Here is a 16,758-nt window from a genome sequence, read left to right on the forward strand (position 1 = left end):
ATGGCGATCAAACAATTGCTCAAACGCACCAGCGGCTGGCTTTATCTCAACTCGTCGGTGGGGCGCAACCAGTTGCACGGGGCCGGGGTCATCCTGATGCTCCACCGGGTGCTGGGCAACGACCGTGCCGCCAACCTGCCGCATCGCAATGAACTGTGCGTCGGCCCGCAGGCGTTCGAACACTTGCTGATATGGCTGCGCAAGCATTTCGATTGCGTGCCGCTGATGGAATTGCTGCAGCCCAACGCCCTGCGCACCGAGCGCCCGCGCGTGGCACTGACCTTCGATGATGGCTGGCGTGACAACGCGGTGAACGCCTATCCGCTGCTGCAAAAACATCAGGTGGCGGCGAGCATATTTCTCTCCACCGATTTCATTGGCAGCCGGCAACGCTTCTGGTGGGAAAGCGTGGGCGAAACGCTGTGGGGCAGTCATGGCGAAAAGGCCCGCATGCACCTGATCGAGCACTTGCGCATCACCGGTCATCCGTTGCCGGTGCTGCTCGACGATATCGATGTCGACCGGCGCAGCCTGGCGCTGCTGCATTACCTGCAGGGGCTGAAGAGCCTTGATCCGCAGGAACTTGAACGTCTGACCAATGAGTGCCCGCCGGATTCTCTGCCGCAAGCGCTGGACTGGCATCAGGTACGCGCCATGGAAGCCTCCGGTCTGGTGCGTTTTGGCCCACATGGCGCCAGTCATTCGATCCTCACCGGACTGGACGATGTGCGTCTGCACGAAGAAATCAGCCGCAGCCGCGGTGCCTTGCAGAACGGCTGCAATCGGCCATTGCCGGTGTATTGCTACCCCAACGGTGACAACGATGAGCGCGTGCGTGAGCAGGTTGCCAATCACGACTATCCGTTTGCCCTGGGCACCACCACAGGACTCTATCGCGGCGCCGGCGATCCGCTGAACCTGCCACGCTTCGGCGTCAGCCAGCGCACCGCGCGCAATCCGGAACTGTTGTCGTTACGGATCTTTCGCGGGGCACGGCCATGAGTCGCGGCAGCTACCTCAAGCACCTCGCCCTGAGCATGGGCACGAAATTGGCGATGATCGCCTTGCGCCTGCTGCGCAATGTGTTGCTGGCGCGGATTCTCGGGCCGAGCGAGCGCGGTTTGTTCGCCCTGCTCAGCACCCTGCCGGATCTGATCAGCGCGGCCACCAGCGGCGGCTTGAATTCAGCGGTCGGCTATCAAGCGGCCAATCAGCGGCCGATGGGCTTGTTGCTCGCTCAGGTGTTGGTGTTCGGCTGTCTGCTGGCCGGGCTGCTGACGTTGCTGGTGGTGGCGCTGGCGCGAGAGTTCGGCAGCGAACTCGACGTCACGATGCAACTCGGGTTGCTGGCGTGGCTGTTGCTGCTGGCGGTGCCGCTGACGGTGCTCAAAAGCGGCCTGCTGACCTTGCACAACGCCTCGGGTGGTGTGGTCGCGTTCAATGTCCTGCGCCTGATCGAATCGCTGGCGCCGTTGCTGCTGTTTGTGGCGCTGTTCTGGATGTGGAAAGAGGCCGCACTGGAAGCCGCGCTGATCAGTTGGCTGGCTGGTATCAGCCTGGTGGTGCTGGTCGGCTGGATGTGGCTCAAACGCGCACAGCCAACTCAGTTGCAATGGAATCGTGCGAGCCAGAATGAGCTGCTGCGATTCAGTGCGCGCAGCCATCCGGATCTGCTGTTCCAACAGGTCATTCTGCGCTCCGATTACTTGTTTATCGGGGCCCTTCTGGGTAGCACCGCGCTCGGCCATTACGCCATGGCCAGCGCCGCCGCCGAACTGCTGCTGATCGTTCCGGAAGCCGTCACCACACCGCTGATGAAACGTCTGCTGCAACAGGACAAAGGCATGGACAAGGTCACGCCGTTGGCGCTGCGCCTCACCGCCACGGTGATGCTCGGCGCCTGCATCAGCATGGCGCTGATCGGCGAGTGGCTGATCGTCACCTTGTTCGGTGTCGCCTATCAGCCGGCGTACCCGGCGTTGCTGGCATTGCTGCCGGGGCTGTTGGGTCTGTGCTACGCGAGCATTCTGCGCCTGGACCTGATCGGCAAGAACCGGCCCGCCACTGTATCGCTGATGATGGGAGTGGGTGCCTTGCTCAATCTGGCGTTGAATCTGTTGCTGATCCCGAGCTACGGCATCGTCGGCGCAGCGGCGGCGTCCTCGATTGCCTACCTGGCAGTGACCCTGGCGATGCTGGTGCTGTATTGCAAACTCAGCGGCGTCAAGTTCTGGAACACGCTGTTCATCCTGCCCGCTGACATCAGCCCGATGTGGCTGATGTTGCACCGTCGGAAAGCCGCATGAATCGCCTGGCCCTGTTGCTCGGACTCGGCATGTCGCTGAACGGCTTCGCTGCGCCGATGCAGTGGGGCGACATCCGCGACGGCAGCCTGTATCTGCAAGCTGATCGTCCGGATACCGTCACGGTGAGCTGGGTTCCGGCGTGGCAGGCCGAGGCCAATGAAGAGCATATCTACCTGCTCGACGGCCACGGCCGATTGCAAGGTGACCGCTTCATCAAGGCCAGTGAGGTCAGCGGTTCGCAGCGCTGGCCGCTGGTGCCGGGAGCGGCCAGCTATCGCCTGGAGATTCCCGGCTACAGCTTTCGCAGTTACCGCGTCGAGCATGACGACCAGACCGTGGCGCTGTTCAGTCCGGCCAAGGTGCACTTCAGTGTCGAAACGCGCAGTGGCGATGAGCTGTTTTTCCGGGTCGCACCGGGCGAACGCGCGGTGCTGAACGGCAAATACCATGGCGGTGTCAACGCACTGCAGGCACAGCGCGTGGAGGACGGCCAACAACTGTCGCTGGCCCTCACGCGCCACCCCGCCTATTGGCAATTCGATCAAGTGGCCTTGCCGGTCAGCGACCAGGCCCAGATCTGGCGCTTGCGTCTGCAGGGCAGCGGCAGAGCGGCGTTCTGGCTCGATGGCACGGCCAACCTGTTTGCGCAGCATCCGCAGCAGCTCCAGCCATTGCGTGAAGAGCCGGGTCAGGTACGGCTGACCCTGCACAATAAAGTCCTCGGGCGCACTCCCGATCTGGGCATTGCCCTGCCCAATCTCATGCCGCCCGCCGCCAGCCATGCCGCACTGGATGCCTTGAAACCGGGCGCGGCGAGTTATTACAGCTACGTTGATGTTGCCTCGAAAAATGCCGGTTTTGCAGACCCGGTTCGTCAGCTCTATCAGACTCGCTTCGGCATCCGTCAGGACATCACCCTGCTCGCCGGCACCGGGCGCCAGGCCAATCTGCGCGCCGACGGGCAAAGCAGCAACGGTCTTGACGCGTGGCTCGCCGCGACGCGCGCACTGGATGGTCAAGGCACGCATTACATCGGCTTCGCCGACGAGCCGAACCTCAACTATTCGAGCTACGAAGATTACCGGGCGATTTTTGTCAGCATGGCTCGCCAGGTGCGCAGCGACCCGGCCAACGCCCAGGCCGGCGTGCGCATCGCCATGCCCGCCACTTCACGCTTGGTCAACGGGCCGTTCACGCGCAACGCAGCCGGCAAACGCGGCATCGACTGGGCCCGCCGAATACTCAGCGAATCCGCCGATCAGGTCGACGCATTGGCCTGGCACGAATGGATGGTTCGCGACCTGCTGGCAACCCGGGTCTACCGCGACAGCGTGCGCCGCGCCGCCGATCTGGTGGGTCTGGACGCAAACGGTCAACCGCGCAAAGCCTTGCTGCTCGATCAGACCAACCTGTCCAGCGGCTCGAGCCTGAGCCCGTACGATCAGGAAACTCACTACACCGCGCTGTGGTGGGCCTCGGTCGTCATCAACGCTTCTCAGGATGGTCTGCTGAGCATGCTCAACTGGTTTCAGGCCGCTGACGAACCGCCCTATGCCAAGGGCATGGCGCGCGTGTCGGGCGACGGTCGCTTCGAGCTGAAACCGGTGGGCCTGGCCCAGCAATTCATCGCCCGGCATTGGCTGCCGCACGTGCTGCAACTGGATAACGACGCTTTCGAAGTGGATGTGCTGGCGATGGCCGGCGATGAGCAGCGCACATTGCTTGGGGTAAACAAAACTACCCGCCTGCAACGCGTTGATCTGAGCGGTGCGAAGTGCCCGCTTGACCACGCAGCCTTGAGTTTCTTCGGCGTTGACAATCGCGCCCGCGACGCACCGTTTGCCTGCGAAAACGGGCGTGTGCGTTTCGAATTACCGGGGCAAACCCTGTTTGCCCTGACCTGGAACGCTTCATGAACCGCCCTACTGCCCTGCAAGCGTCATGCTGCGCGTGGCACCTTCATCAGGAGAAGAGACCATGGATATCTTGAAAAAACTCAGCGGACATATCCGTCGTAAAGGCCTGCGAGCGACCTTGGCGAAGATCCGCAGAATGTATGTTTTTTCCCATCGGCAATTGCTGTGGATGGAGCGCGACCTGGTCAGTCCCGTGCCGCCGTACAGCCTCAAGCCTTACCCGCCACTGCGGGTAATGAACATCACCGCGGACAACGCCAGCGCCTTCACCCGTTACTTCGGCGACCGTGTCGGCGTCATGGCCGAGCTGGCCAGTGAAGGTCACACCGGGCATATGCATGTCGACGAGCACGGCGATGCCGTGGCGTTCATCTGGGGCACGCCGCGCGATTATTTTGATCGGCATTACTACTGTTGCCGGTTCCCGGTGAAGCCCGGCGAGTTTTTCGAATTTGGTGGGGAAATGGCCCGCGCCTACTGGGGCACCGCATTGTCTGTCGATGTGCAAGTGCGCCTGTGGCAGGCCATGGCCGTGCAGGGCTGCAGCAAAGTGGTCGATGTCTGTGATTCGAGCAACATCCCGGCGCTCAAGCTGCACCTGCGCATGGGCTATACCGAACAACAGCGGATCATGAATATCTACACGCTGTTCGGCCGCTGGCGCTTCTATCGCGAAACCCGCTACAGCGGCTCACGCCTGGCGGCGCTGCGCAAACCTTCCCGTCCACCTGTCGAAGCAACGGCGGCCTGAACCCATGGCGATGCGATTTGAATGGCGCACCTCCCTGTGCGCAGCGGACTTCCCGGCGAACGCCTACGAAGCACTGCGCCTGCACGTAGCCGACCACACACCGTTCAACAACCTTGGCTGGTTGTGCGCGGCCGAGCAGGCCCTGGGCGATGATCAGCGCCTGCACATTCTGCTCGGCTGGGACGCAGACACATTGCGCCTGTGCCTGCCGCTGGTGGCCGGCCGCGAACGCTTCGCTGGGGTGCCCTTTCGCGTCCTGCGCCACTTGGGTTATCCGCTGGCCGATCGGCTGGCCCTGCTGTCATTGCTCGGCGCCGAGGACATGCGCTATGCGCTGGGGCTGATCCGACAGCACCTGCCCCATGCGCTGCTGCAGCTCAATGAACTGTCGGAACCGGCCGGCGAAGAAAGTGCACTGACCGAATGGATGGTGCGCAGCTCCACGGCTGAACGGCGCCTGAGTTGCCGGGTGCCGGTGCATCTGATCAGCGAAGCCGACCATCAGGAAGTCTCCGGCGACCCGCGCTACAAACTGCGGCGGGCGCGCAAACGGATTGCCGCGTGCGGCGCTCAAGTGCGGCGAATCACCCCCGATGCGCTGTCGATGCCTGCGGTTTTACAAGCGCTGCAGACAGTCGAGTCGGTCAGTTGGAAAGGTGACGAAGGCGTCGGGATTTTTGCCACCGAACACAGTCGTCAGTGGATAAACAGCGCTTTCACCGCCCTCGCCGCTCAGGGCCTGGTGCGGGTCGTGACGCTGGAGCTGGACGGTCGCTGCATCAGCTATCGACTGGGCCTGCTCGAGCAGGGCCGACTCTACGACTACAACCTTGCGTTCCTGCCGCAGCATGCCGATCTGGGCAGCGGCCGCGTGCTGCTGGAGGAATGGATTCGCTGGGGCCTGGACGAACAATGGCACTGGATCGATGCGTCGCGGGTCAGCCTGGAGAACTCCAGCCATCAGCTGCACGAGCGCATGACCGGCCAACTCGAACACTGGCGCTGGAGTTTCTACTCATGGCGCCCCAGTGGCCTGCTGCTGGGCCTTGGGCTACGTCTTTGGTACTGCGTCAAACCGGCCTTGCAAAAAAGACGCGCACAGCGTGCGGGCAACCCGGCGGCAACAGATACATCTGCAATTCAACCGACAACATCATCCCCCACACCTGGGCTAGCGCCTCGGAGAGCATCATGAACGTCATCGAAGAACTGCTTCTGCGCATCAAACAAAAAGGTCTGCGCCGCACCCTTGGCGCGCTGGGGAAACGTTACGTATTCGCTCACCGAGAATTGCTCTGGATGGAGCGCGATCTGGTCACGCCGATTGCCCCGAACAAACTGCGCCCCTGTGAAGGGTTGCGCAGGGTCGACATCACCGAAGAAAACGCCAAGGCCTTCAGCAAGTACTTTGGTGACCGCGTGCAGACCATGGCCGAACTGGCCGCTGAAGGACATACGGGGCACATGTACCTGGACCAGGACGATCACACCGTCGGGTTCGTCTGGGCCAGTGCGCGCGACTATTACGACCGCCACTTCTATCGCTGCACGTTCCCGGTCCAGCCCGGTGAATACTTCCAGTTCGGTGCCGAAATTACCCGGCACTATTTCGGCAGTAGCCTGACCGTCGATGCACAGGTTGCACTCTGGCAAGTCATGGCGGCCCGCGGCTTCAAGAAAGTCGTGGATATCTGCGACAGCGCCAATATTCAGGCCCTGAAAATGCACATGCGCCTGGGCTATCAGGAACAAGGGCGGATCACCCACGTCTACGACCTGTTCGGGCACTGGCGCTTCACCCGCGAAACGCGCTACAGCGAATCAAGACTGGAAGCGCTGCGCAAGCCGGAAAGCCCGGTAGTGAGTGCGGCGGCGCAGGCGTAGTTCACCTCACAAGCGGCGGTGGCCCTTGGGCCGCCATCGCTTGCAGGCGAGCTTCCAGATTTGATTGCATTTTTTCAGTTGGAGCGTTATCAACCTGTGAGCCAGCCTGCTGGCGATGGTGGTATTACAGGTAAATGCTTGACCCAGTCCTGAAAATCAAAAGCCCCTCACCCTAACCCTCTCCCGGAGGGAGAGGGGACAGATCTTGGTGGATGTGAGAGTTGAGCCAACATCAAATACCGAGTCGAACTCAGCTTTTGAACGGCCCACAAGTCGGCTCCCTCTTCAAGGGGAGAGGGCTGGGGTGAGGGGCGTATCCACCACAAATCCCAAGCCATGCGGCGCTTCTAACCACTCAACAATGAGCGCCAGCTCGAGTGCTCTTGATCTTGATCCACCGGCGACGTCGGAAGGGACCCGAGCCTGCGAGGGCCGAACGCAGGAGCAAGCGTTTTTTGCTTATATTTTTTCTGGGCCGGCACTCCGGGCGTTTGAAAAAAAGTAAGTCGCCGTCAGGCGAAACCGCCAGCCGCAGCACCCGAAGCAACGGATATGTACACCGCAACCAAAAATTCAGCGCCCGAAAGAAAGCCATCGCGATATAGAGATACTCAGACCTTGCTCGCCACCAAGGTAAAGCACATCGGCATCTGCGCCTCTCGATTCAGATAGCGGTCATACACCTCTTCCCGATTCGAATGCGCATATTCCCTGAAGTGCGCAACATTCAACCCTGCCCCGATCACCCCGCTGAATATCGCGCCGAGGGTGTGCGCGAACCAGTACGACTTTGCCGCCGGCTGTTCAATCTTGCCGACGTAGACAATCGGCTCTTGCTGCACAAACGGCTCGGCGCGAGAGTACGAGCTGGCGAGGCGGTAAGGATCTTCGCCGGCCGGATCGACCATTTCCAGAAACGGATGGGTTTCGTAGATCACCAGCTTGCCACCCGGTTTGAGCACCTGCGCGACATGCCGAAAAAACTCACCAATGTCGGGCATCCAGTTGAGCACGCCGATAGTGATCAGGGCGACGTCAAACCGGTTATGCAATGACGCAGGCAAATGATGGATATCGCTTTCGACGAACTCGGCATGATGCGGTGAGCGAGCATTCAGCGCGCGGGCTTGCTCGAGGAAGGCTGCCGACTGATCGACGCCGATCACACTGTGCGCGCCCAGGGCAAACAGCGACAGGCTTTCTCGGCCGTTATTGCAGCCCAGTTGAATCACATCCTTGCCGTCGACATCCAGCAAGCCGCTCAGGGTGGCGTCGAGACAGGAAAAGTCCGCCTGCGCGACGTCGCTGAGCAAGGCCTGCCAGTCCGGCGAATTCTGATGGTGCTGAGCGGAATCATTCCAGGCCTGTCGATTGCTCTCGATGGCTTTTTTGTTTTCGGGCACTTCCATGGCGCTCTCCAGACGATGCTCGTGATTGAGCGGGGCAGAGTCTAGATCAGCCTGGCAATCGGCCGTGTTGCAAACTTGTAAGCGGTAACGCGGCTTTAGTTAACAGCCTTGGGTAAAACCGCATTCGCAGGTGCCGCCATGCAAACGCTCAATCGGTTGCTGTTGATGGGTTGTCTGCTCGCTGCCACTGAGGCGCAAGCGCTGGACAGCAATTTCATTTACTACGGGCCCAACCAGCCCTTTGCCCACCCTGCCCCGTATTCGCTGAACGCGACGCCGCCCAGGCCTTACGAGGACACCGCCCCGGCAGACTTCATCGTCCTGCCGGGGGCCAGGAGTTTACCGATTCGCAATTGCCGACCGTCGCGGATGCGACGGTGCGGGTGTTTATCCGCACGTACGATGCCGAGCGTGGGATTACGCAGACGACCACCATCAATTGTAGGAGTGAGCCCGCTCGCGATAGCGGTCCTTCAGTCACAACTGCATTGCCTGACCCACCGCCATCGCTGGCAAGCCAGCTCCCACAGAGTTATTTGGCGTACAAAAAGCTCGCAGGCAACCCCAACCCCTGTGGGCGAGCCTGCTCGCGATAGCGTCGGGTCAGTCGGCACCGATGTTGGCTGAACCACCGCCTTCGCGAGCAGGCTCACTCCTACAGTTTTGATCTACGTAAGGCTCAGAGATTGACGTGGCTCTGGTTCAACCGTTCACGCAGAAACTCCACCAGCGCCTGCACCGGCCTTGAAGCCTGGCGATGCTGCGGATACACCGCCGACAAGGTCAGCGGCTCGGGGCGCAGTTCGTCCAGCACCGGTACCAGTCGCCCATCCTTCAACGCCGCGCCAACAATGAATGTCGGCAGATAAGTAATGCCCATCCCCTGCACCGCCGCATCGCGCAGCAATTCACCATTGTTCACGCGCATGCGCCCGGCGACGTTGATCAACACAGGTTTGCCCTGCCCTTCGTTGAATCGCCATTGCACCGAGCGCCCGTGACCATACGGCAAGCAATCATGGCTGTGCAGGTCTTCAGGCTTGAGTGGCGTGCCGCGTTCTGCCAGGTACGCGGGACTGGCGCAATACACCCGTTCGATGGACGCGAGGCGCCGGGCGATCAGCGTCGAATCTTCCAGCGTGCCAATGCGCAGTGCCAGGTCGTAGCCCTCGCCCAGCAAGTCCACCGGGCGATCGCTCAGGTCCACTTCCACGGTCACTTCGCGATAACGCTGCAGAAACATCGGCAGCAGGCAGCCCAGATGCGCCACGGCAAACGACAGCGGCGCGCTCAGGCGGATCGTCCCGCGCGGCTCCGCCGTCTCTCCGGCGATGCCCTGTTCGACTTGCTCGACTTCGCCCAGCAAGCGCAACGCCGCTTCGTAATAACTCTGCCCCAGCGGAGTGACGTCGAGGCGCCGGGTCGAGCGGTTCAATAAGCGCACGCCCAGCCGCTCTTCCAATTGCATCAAGCGCCGGCTGACGAACTGCTTGGACAGGCCCAACTGATCGGCCGCTGAGGTGAAGCTGCCGGAGTCCATGACCTGGCAAAAAATACGCATGTCTTCGAACGGGTTCATTGTCACTCTCTGGTGGACAGTTAAACGCTTTATAGCCGCTTTTTCACTTTTCAGCAGCCCATTAATCTGTGCTCACGGTGTTGCTGAGGCCAGAAACCCAGCGCCACAGCAGCCCGCAACTCAGGCAAAAAATCACAAATCATTCAAAAGGATTTCCACCCATGAGCATCGTCAAGAAAACCCTCGCGGCCTCCCTCCTCGCCCTGTCCATCGGCAACGCGTTCGCGGCTGAAAGTAGCGGTGTCGAACACAACACTCAGGCCTTCCTCGATGCCCTCGCCGCTGGCGGTGGCAAACCGCTGGAGCAACTGAGCCCGAAAGACGCCCGTGCGGTGCTGACCGGTGCCCAGGCGTCGGTGAAAGTGGATCTGTCGGGGATTGAAGTCAGCGACAAGGCAATCAAGGTTGACGGCCAGACGATCAACCTGAAAGTGGTGCGCCCGGCCAAGGTCAAGGGCGAGTTGCCGGTGTTCATGTTCTTCCACGGTGGCGGCTGGGTGCTCGGCGACTTCCCGACGCACCAACGGCTGATTCGTGACCTGGTGGTGGGTTCTGGGGCTGTTGCGGTGTACGTCGATTACACGCCGTCGCCGGAAGCGCAGTACCCGACCGCAATCAACCAGGCCTACGCCGCGACGAAATGGGTCGCCGAGCACGGCAAGCAAATCGGTGTCGATGGCAAACGCCTCGCCGTGGCCGGCAACAGCGTCGGCGGCAACATGGCGGCGGTGGTGGCGTTGATGGCCAAAGAACAGAAAGCCCCGGCGCTGCGCTTCCAGTTGCTGATGTGGCCGGTGACCAACGCGCAGTTCGAGGACGGTTCGTACCAGCAATTTGCCGAGGGACATTTCCTCACCAAAGGCATGATGCAGTGGTTCTGGGACAACTACACCACTAACCCGGCCGAGCGTGCACAGATCCACGCCTCGCCGCTCAACGCCAGCAGCGAACAGCTCAAGGGCTTGCCGGCAGCGCTGGTGCAGACCGCCGAATTCGACGTGCTGCGCGATGAAGGCGAAGGCTATGCGCGGCACCTCGATGCGGCCGGCGTCGCGGTGACCTCGGTGCGCTACAACGGGATGATTCATGACTTCGGCCTGCTCAACCCACTGAGCCAGATCCCCGAAGTGCAAGCGGCGGTACGGCAAGCCGCCGCCGAGCTGAAAACCCACCTCAACTGAGCCCAGGCCCGGCGCCCGAAAAGCGCCGGGTTTTTTGTGTGAGTAACGCCCATGACTTTCCTTCTCGCTCACCTGCTCTCCTGGAGCGCCGTGCTGCTGTTGCTCGACGCCGCGCTGTGGCACTTCGCGCCGTATAAGCATCGCGCGCCGAAGGTCGGTGTGCGGCTGGTGCTGTTTCTGGCCTTTAGCGCGCTGGTGATCAATGCCGGCGTCAGCCCGTTGCAGGCGCCGCAATTTGCCGATGACCGCGTAGCGCAACTGGGCGCGACGGCGCTGGGCATTCTCTGGTGGCTGTACGCCGCACGCGTGCTGACCGAAGTCATCGGCCTGGCCCTGATGCGTCGCATCGGTCACAGCGGCCGTCTGCTGCAGGACGTGATCGGCGCGCTGGTGTTTCTTGTCGCCATCGTCGCCGCCGCCGGTTATGTGCTGGAGCTGCCGGTCAAGGGTCTGCTGGCGACGTCGGGCGTGGTCGCCATCGTTGTCGGTCTGGCGCTGCAAAGCACCCTGGCCGATGTTTTTTCCGGAATCGTGCTGAACACCACCAAGCCGTATCAGGTGGACGATTTCGTGATGATCGACGGCGTCGAAGGCAAGGTGTTCGACATCGACTGGCGCGCCACCCATTTGCTGACCAGCGCCGGGACCATGGCGGTGGTGCCGAACTCGGTGGCGGCCAAGGCGAAGATCGTCAACCTCAGCCGTCCGAACAACATGCATGGCGTGTCGATCAGCATCAAAGTCCCCAACCATATTCGCCCACGCCGGGTGCTCGATGCGCTGGATCGCACGCTGCAAGGCAGCAGTTCGCTGTTGCTCAGCCCAGCACCGAAAGCCGTGCTCAAAGAGGCCGGCGAAACCATGTCCGAGTACGTCGCCAGTGGTTTCATTGCCGAACTGGCCAAGAAAAGTGAAGTGCGCAATCAATTGTTCGACCTCGCCCACCGGCATCTCGAAGCGGCTGGCATCTCGCGTCATCCCGACGGCGTGATCGAACCCTCGAGCCGCGCCCGCGCGTTGCTCGATGAGGTGAAGATCTTCCGCTCGCTGAGCAGTGACGAGCGCGATCGCCTCGCCGAATCGATGGTCGCCCAGCAATACACGGCGGGTCAGGTGGTGCTGGATCTGGATGAAGTGCCGGACAGCCTGTTCGTGATTGCCACCGGTGTGGTCAGCGCGACTGTGCCGGATGGCGACAACAAAATCGAAGCCGGACGCATGGGCCCGAGTGAGGTGATGGGTGAACAAAGCATTCTTGCCGATACGCCGTCGCAGGCGACGTTCACGGCGCTGACGTCGAGCATCGTTTATCGACTCGACAAGCAGTTGACCCGTGAGTGCATGGGCAAACGCAGTGAAGTGGGTCGGGCCTTGAACAAATTGCAGGCGGTGCGTCAGCAGAACAGTCGCCTCGCGTTGATGGCCAAACCGGTGGCGGTGAAGAAAGGAGGGTTTTTGGGGTGGTTGCAGAAGCGCTGAAGATCAAGAGCCCCCCCTCACCCCAACCCTCTCCCCAAGGGGGCGAGGGGGAAAGGGAGCCGATCTTCAAGCCTTTCAAAACCGCAGATCGACGTGATTGTGCCGCGTTGATCTTCAAGCCTTTCAAAACCGCAGATCGACTCGATATTGCAGGTCGGAGTATCTCGAAAGAGCCCCTCGGTCAGTCCCCTCTCCCTCTGGGAGAGGGTTAGGGTGAGGGGCTTTTCAGGCTCGCACCCAATTACTGGGCAGTAAACTTGGTATAGCTGTTGATCAGGTTGCGATAGTTAGGCAGACGCTCCGACAGCAGATGCGCCAGACCTTCCATATCGTTGCGCCAGTCACCCTGCAGCTCGCACGCCACCGAGAACCAGTTCAACAGGTGTGCACCGGCAGCCGACATGCGCGCCCACGCCGCTTGTTGCACGGTGGTGTTGAAGGTACCCGACGAGTCGGTCACCACGAACACTTCAAAACCTTCAGCGATAGCCGACAGGGTCGGGAACGCTACGCAAACGTCGGTCACCACGCCAGCGATGATCAGTTGCTTGCGGCCAGTGGCCTTGATCGCCTTGACGAAGTCTTCGTTGTCCCAGGCGTTGATCTGGCCTGGACGCTGGATGAACGGTGCGTCCGGAAACTGCTCGCGCAGCTCAGGCACGATCGGGCCGTTGGGACCGGCATCGAAGCTGGTGGTGAGGATGGTTGGCAGCTTGAAGAACTTGGCGATGTCGCCCAGTGCCAGCACGTTGTTCTTGAACTCGTTCGGGGTGAAATCCTGGACCAGCGAGATCAGACCGGTCTGGTGATCGACCAGCAGAACGACAGCATCGTCTTTGTTCAAACGCTTGTAGGGAACGCTCATGGCAAAACTCCTCGGTGGTTGGATGGTGCTTGCAGCGCCGGCCCGGATGGCCGGCGCTTTTTTCGAAATCAGAAGGCGAAGCAGGAACAGCCGAACGCGCCCCAGAAACCGGCGAAGTCGCTGACCGGCGCGTTCGACATCCGCGCCTTTTCATGGCTGTGGGTGTGCACCGCGCACGGCCCGCTGCACTGGTGAACCTGCGCCTGCAACGGCGAGTTCGGGCGCCAGTGGCCCGGCACCTTGACCACCGGCGACCAGTCCGGCAGTACCGGAATCGAGCGTGGGCCGAGGTCTTCGAAGTCGCCGGCGGCGTAGACGATCTTGCCGCCGACCACGGTCATCACCGACTCGATCCACTTGATCGCTTCTTCTTCAACGCTGAAAAAGTCGGCGCTGAGTGCTGCCAGGTCAGCCAGTTGGCCGACGCGAATCTGGCCTTTCTTGCCCTGCTCCGAGGAGAACCAGGCGCTGCCGTGGGTGAACAGCTCCAGCGCGGTGCTGCGTGGCAGACCTTCTTCGTACAGAGCCAGACCGCCGACGGTGCGACCGCTGACCATCCAGTACAGCGAAGTCCACGGGTTGTAGCTCGACACTCGTGTGGCGTCGGTACCGGCGCCTACCGGCACGCCTTCGGCGAGCATGCGCTTGATCGGCGGCGTGGCTTCGGCGGCTTGTTTGCCGTAGCGATCGACGAAGTACTCCCCCTGGAACGCCATGCGATCCTGGATCGCGATGCCGCCGCCCAGCGCTTTTACTCGCTCGATGTTCTGCGGGGTGATGGTTTCGGCGTGGTCGAAGAACCACGGCAGACCGTTGAACGGAATGTCACGGTTGACCTTCTCGAATACGTCGAGCATGCGGCTGATCGATTCGTTGTAGGTGGCGTGCAGACGGAACGGCCAGCGCTGTTCGACCAGATGACGCACCACCGGCTCCAGCTCTTGTTCCATGGTCTGCGGCAGGTCCGGACGCGGTTCGAGGAAGTCCTCGAAGTCGGCCGCCGAGAACACCAGCATTTCGCCGGCGCCGTTGTGGCGCAGGAAGTCGTCACCCTGGTGCAACTTGACGCTGCCGGTCCAGTTCTGGAAATCGGTCAGTTCTTCTTTCGGCTTCTGGGTGAACAGGTTGTAGGCGATGCGCACGGTCAACTGGTCTTCTTTGGCCAGTTGCTCGATCACCTGATAATCGTCCGGGTAGTTCTGGAAACCACCGCCGGCGTCGATCGCACTGGTCAGGCCGAGGCGATTGAGTTCGCGCATGAACTGCCGGGTCGAGTTGACCTGATATTCCAGCGGCAGCTTCGGCCCCTTGGCCAGCGTCGAGTAGAGAATCATCGCGTTCGGCCGCGCAACCAGCATGCCGGTCGGGTTGCCGTTGCTGTCACGCACGATCTCGCCGCCCGGCGGGTTCGGCGTGTCGCGGGTATAACCGGCGACGCGCAACGCCGCGCGGTTGAGCAAGGCACGATCGTACAGGTGCAGGATGAACACCGGGGTGTCCGGCGCCGCCTGGTTGATTTCTTCCAGGGTCGGCATGCGTTTTTCGGCGAACTGGAATTCGTTCCAGCCACCGACCACGCGCACCCATTGCGGGGTCGGCGTGCGATCGGCCTGATCCTTGAGCATGCGCAGAGCGTCGGCGAGCGACGGCACACCTTCCCAGCGCAGTTCGAGGTTGTAGTTCAAACCGCCACGGATCAAGTGCAGGTGCGAGTCATTGAGGCCAGGAATGACGCAGCGGCCCTTCATGTCGACCACTTGCGTGGCGCTGCCCTTGAGGGCCATGGCTTCGGCGTCGTTACCGACGGCGACGAAGCGGCCATCCTTGATCGCCACGGCGCTGGCGAGCGGTTTTTCGCGGTCAACCGTATGAAATTGGCCATTGAACAGAATCAGATCGGCGTTCATCGCAGTTCCTCAAGCAAAAGTGAAAAGAAGCAAACCCCGCTCAACGCGGCGAGGTTTCTTGGGAATCAAGGTGCTCATGGGCCTGGCTGGCTTCCAGCCACGGCGTGAACAAACGGGTCACCGGCGGCATCACCACGTACACCACCGAGAGGACGATGGTCAGGGTGATGAAGAAGGTGGCGACCACGTAGTTGGAAAGAATCGGATGCAGCGCCAGCAACGGCCCCCAGATCAGCGGCACCAGCAAGGTGTGCGGCAGAATCACCAACAGGGTGACGACAGCCTGCTTCCAGCGCGGCGGCGGCGAGCCCGCCTCGGCCAGCGGTGTGAACCAGAATTCGTTGACCGGCGCGACTTCCGTCTGATCGCCGTCAGCCAGCATCGGCGCCGCCTCGGCGACCAGCGCCTGACGCTCGGACGATTCCAGCCAGCCTTGCATCGCTTCGGTGCTGCTGAAACGCAGCACGCAGGTATAGAAGTCGAGGCGCCCGCGCTTGCCGCGCACCACATCGACGCCCAGATGCCCTTCACGCTGCCCCGCTACACGAACGGTATTGCGCAGCCAGGCTTCATACGCCGACTCGAAACCGGCCTTGACCCGGTGCTTGATGATCAACGTGACGGTCTCATCGGCCCCCGGTGTGAGTGGATTCAGGGCTTCAGGCATAACGCAGTACTCCGGGCAAACGAACATTGATCGCCAGCCGACCCGGCCCGGCGATGAACACAGTGGTAAACAGGATCAACAGCAACCAGCCGAACTGCCCTTCAGCCACACTCCATTGCGGATGCACGACCAGCAGCGCAACGAGCAGCACAAAGAGAATAGGCAAGCAGGCCAACCGCGCCAGAACACCGGCGACGATCAGCAGCGGACAGAGAACTTCGGCGAAAATCGCCAGGCTCAGCGTGAGGTGGGCACCGAGGTGAAACGGGTCTTCGATCAATTGCAACTGCGCGGTGAAGTCGAGCAGCTTGGGCAAGCCGTGCACCCACAACAGAAACAACCCGCCACTGACCCGCAGAAACAGCAAACCGAAGTCCTGCGCCCGTTCATCCCTCGAATTAATCATGACCCGACCCTTTGAATGTCATTGACGAGAATCATGCCAAGGCAAGGGCGGAAGAAATTGGATGGGTGTGCTTAGTTGGTTTTCAGGGCATGGAGGGTGTGTAGACAGCGATGAAAAATGCGGGTGAAAGGTTTACGGGGAACCAGTGATACCCGTGCGGAACGGGACGGCTGTCAGGCTGACGTCGCTTGCAGGCAAGCTCCCGCATGAACCGAGCCCACCCTGAGGCCGAGTATCAGCTCGCCTGCCGTTGATGTTGACCTTGATATAACGGCTCAGCCTGAAAATCAAAAGCCCCTCACCCTAACCCTCTCCCGGAGGGAGAGGGAACTGACCGGGGTGGATGCGAGAGATATGCCGACGTGAAATACCGAGTCGTATTCCAAATTCGAAGCCAAACCAAATCGG

The 16,758-nt window shown here is 61.3% G+C and carries 14 protein-coding genes and 1 pseudogene; 9 read left to right on the top strand and 6 right to left on the bottom strand.

Annotated features, from left to right (window positions below; translation table 11 throughout):
- From M0746_RS14590 to M0746_RS14615, 6 genes are all read left to right on the top strand, one after another.
- Positions 1-1,002, top strand: coding sequence for a polysaccharide deacetylase family protein (locus M0746_RS14590; RefSeq protein ID WP_258449688.1), 1,002 nt, complete (start codon positions 1-3; stop codon positions 1,000-1,002).
- A complete protein-coding gene (locus tag M0746_RS14595; protein WP_258449689.1) occupies positions 999-2,306 on the top strand; it encodes an oligosaccharide flippase family protein in 1,308 nt (435 codons plus the stop codon). The genes M0746_RS14590 and M0746_RS14595 overlap by 4 nt, the downstream gene beginning before the upstream one ends.
- Positions 2,303-4,222 (top strand): hypothetical protein, encoded by a 1,920-nt coding sequence (locus tag M0746_RS14600; RefSeq protein WP_258449690.1) that lies wholly within the window; start codon positions 2,303-2,305, stop codon positions 4,220-4,222. The genes M0746_RS14595 and M0746_RS14600 overlap by 4 nt, the downstream gene beginning before the upstream one ends.
- Positions 4,223-4,283: 61 nt before the next feature.
- Entirely contained in the window at positions 4,284-4,973 is a 690-nt protein-coding gene (locus tag M0746_RS14605) for a GNAT family N-acetyltransferase (RefSeq protein WP_258449691.1), read from the top strand.
- A gap of 4 nt (positions 4,974-4,977) precedes the next feature.
- Positions 4,978-6,168 carry a GNAT family N-acetyltransferase gene (locus M0746_RS14610; RefSeq protein WP_258449692.1) on the top strand — a complete coding sequence of 397 codons (1,191 nt, stop codon included), beginning with the start codon at positions 4,978-4,980 and terminating at the stop codon, positions 6,166-6,168.
- Complete coding sequence (locus M0746_RS14615; protein ID WP_258449693.1) at positions 6,165-6,857, top strand: N-acetyltransferase; 693 nt, start codon at positions 6,165-6,167, stop codon at positions 6,855-6,857. The genes M0746_RS14610 and M0746_RS14615 overlap by 4 nt, the downstream gene beginning before the upstream one ends.
- Before the next feature lie 611 nt (positions 6,858-7,468).
- On the opposite strand, the gene M0746_RS14620 is transcribed toward M0746_RS14615, so the two are convergent.
- Complete coding sequence (locus tag M0746_RS14620; RefSeq protein ID WP_258449694.1) at positions 7,469-8,266, bottom strand: class I SAM-dependent methyltransferase; 798 nt, start codon at positions 8,264-8,266, stop codon at positions 7,469-7,471.
- 138 nt (positions 8,267-8,404) lie between these two features.
- Here M0746_RS14620 and M0746_RS14625 point away from each other — a divergent pair.
- Positions 8,405-8,685, top strand: a pseudogene (locus M0746_RS14625) (hypothetical protein); the annotation flags it as partial.
- Positions 8,686-8,945: 260 nt separating this feature from the next.
- On the opposite strand, the gene M0746_RS14630 reads toward M0746_RS14625, so the two are convergent.
- Entirely contained in the window at positions 8,946-9,845 is a 900-nt protein-coding gene (locus tag M0746_RS14630; protein ID WP_258449695.1) for a LysR family transcriptional regulator, read from the bottom strand.
- A 161-nt stretch (positions 9,846-10,006) separates the two neighbouring features.
- On the opposite strand from M0746_RS14630, the gene M0746_RS14635 reads away from it, so the two are divergent.
- Positions 10,007-11,026 carry an alpha/beta hydrolase gene (locus tag M0746_RS14635; RefSeq protein WP_258449696.1) on the top strand — a complete coding sequence of 340 codons (1,020 nt, stop codon included), beginning with the start codon at positions 10,007-10,009 and terminating at the stop codon, positions 11,024-11,026.
- Between the two features lie 51 nt (positions 11,027-11,077).
- Positions 11,078-12,505 (top strand): mechanosensitive ion channel family protein, encoded by a 1,428-nt coding sequence (locus tag M0746_RS14640; protein WP_258449697.1) that lies wholly within the window; start codon positions 11,078-11,080, stop codon positions 12,503-12,505.
- Between the two features lie 241 nt (positions 12,506-12,746).
- On the opposite strand, the gene ycaC is transcribed toward M0746_RS14640, so the two are convergent.
- The 4 genes from ycaC to M0746_RS14660 form a co-directional block, all read right to left on the bottom strand.
- Positions 12,747-13,370 (bottom strand): isochorismate family cysteine hydrolase YcaC, encoded by a 624-nt coding sequence (ycaC, locus tag M0746_RS14645; RefSeq protein WP_090282704.1) that lies wholly within the window; start codon positions 13,368-13,370, stop codon positions 12,747-12,749.
- A 68-nt stretch (positions 13,371-13,438) separates the two neighbouring features.
- On the bottom strand, positions 13,439-15,277 hold the full coding sequence (locus M0746_RS14650; protein ID WP_208937974.1) for an amidohydrolase: 1,839 nt from the start codon (positions 15,275-15,277) through the stop codon (positions 13,439-13,441).
- 40 nt (positions 15,278-15,317) lie between these two features.
- Positions 15,318-15,944, bottom strand: coding sequence for an antibiotic biosynthesis monooxygenase (locus M0746_RS14655; protein WP_258449698.1), 627 nt, complete (start codon positions 15,942-15,944; stop codon positions 15,318-15,320).
- Positions 15,937-16,350 (bottom strand): DoxX family protein, encoded by a 414-nt coding sequence (locus tag M0746_RS14660; RefSeq protein ID WP_258449699.1) that lies wholly within the window; start codon positions 16,348-16,350, stop codon positions 15,937-15,939. The genes M0746_RS14655 and M0746_RS14660 overlap by 8 nt, the downstream gene beginning before the upstream one ends.
- Between the last annotated feature and the right edge of the window lie 408 nt (positions 16,351-16,758).

Source organism: Pseudomonas sp. S11P7 (assembly GCF_023195435.1).
In the GTDB taxonomy this organism is placed as follows: domain Bacteria; phylum Pseudomonadota; class Gammaproteobacteria; order Pseudomonadales; family Pseudomonadaceae; genus Aquipseudomonas; species Aquipseudomonas fluorescens_G.

Bases quoted from the DNA above. Each gene is read 5' to 3' on its own strand.
- M0746_RS14615 (WP_258449693.1), top strand. From the start codon at position 6,165: ATGAACGTCATCGAAGAACTGCTTCTGCGCATCAAACAAAAAGGTCTG.
- M0746_RS14630 (WP_258449695.1), bottom strand. From the start codon at position 9,845: ATGAACCCGTTCGAAGACATGCGTATTTTTTGCCAGGTCATGGACTCC.
- M0746_RS14600 (WP_258449690.1), top strand. From the start codon at position 2,303: ATGAATCGCCTGGCCCTGTTGCTCGGACTCGGCATGTCGCTGAACGGC.
- M0746_RS14610 (WP_258449692.1), top strand. From the start codon at position 4,978: ATGGCGATGCGATTTGAATGGCGCACCTCCCTGTGCGCAGCGGACTTC.
- M0746_RS14650 (WP_208937974.1), bottom strand. From the start codon at position 15,277: ATGAACGCCGATCTGATTCTGTTCAATGGCCAATTTCATACGGTTGAC.
- M0746_RS14660 (WP_258449699.1), bottom strand. From the start codon at position 16,350: ATGATTAATTCGAGGGATGAACGGGCGCAGGACTTCGGTTTGCTGTTT.
- M0746_RS14635 (WP_258449696.1), top strand. From the start codon at position 10,007: ATGAGCATCGTCAAGAAAACCCTCGCGGCCTCCCTCCTCGCCCTGTCC.
- M0746_RS14605 (WP_258449691.1), top strand. From the start codon at position 4,284: ATGGATATCTTGAAAAAACTCAGCGGACATATCCGTCGTAAAGGCCTG.
- ycaC (WP_090282704.1), bottom strand. From the start codon at position 13,370: ATGAGCGTTCCCTACAAGCGTTTGAACAAAGACGATGCTGTCGTTCTG.
- M0746_RS14655 (WP_258449698.1), bottom strand. From the start codon at position 15,944: ATGCCTGAAGCCCTGAATCCACTCACACCGGGGGCCGATGAGACCGTC.
- M0746_RS14595 (WP_258449689.1), top strand. From the start codon at position 999: ATGAGTCGCGGCAGCTACCTCAAGCACCTCGCCCTGAGCATGGGCACG.
- M0746_RS14640 (WP_258449697.1), top strand. From the start codon at position 11,078: ATGACTTTCCTTCTCGCTCACCTGCTCTCCTGGAGCGCCGTGCTGCTG.
- M0746_RS14590 (WP_258449688.1), top strand. From the start codon at position 1: ATGGCGATCAAACAATTGCTCAAACGCACCAGCGGCTGGCTTTATCTC.
- M0746_RS14620 (WP_258449694.1), bottom strand. From the start codon at position 8,266: ATGGAAGTGCCCGAAAACAAAAAAGCCATCGAGAGCAATCGACAGGCC.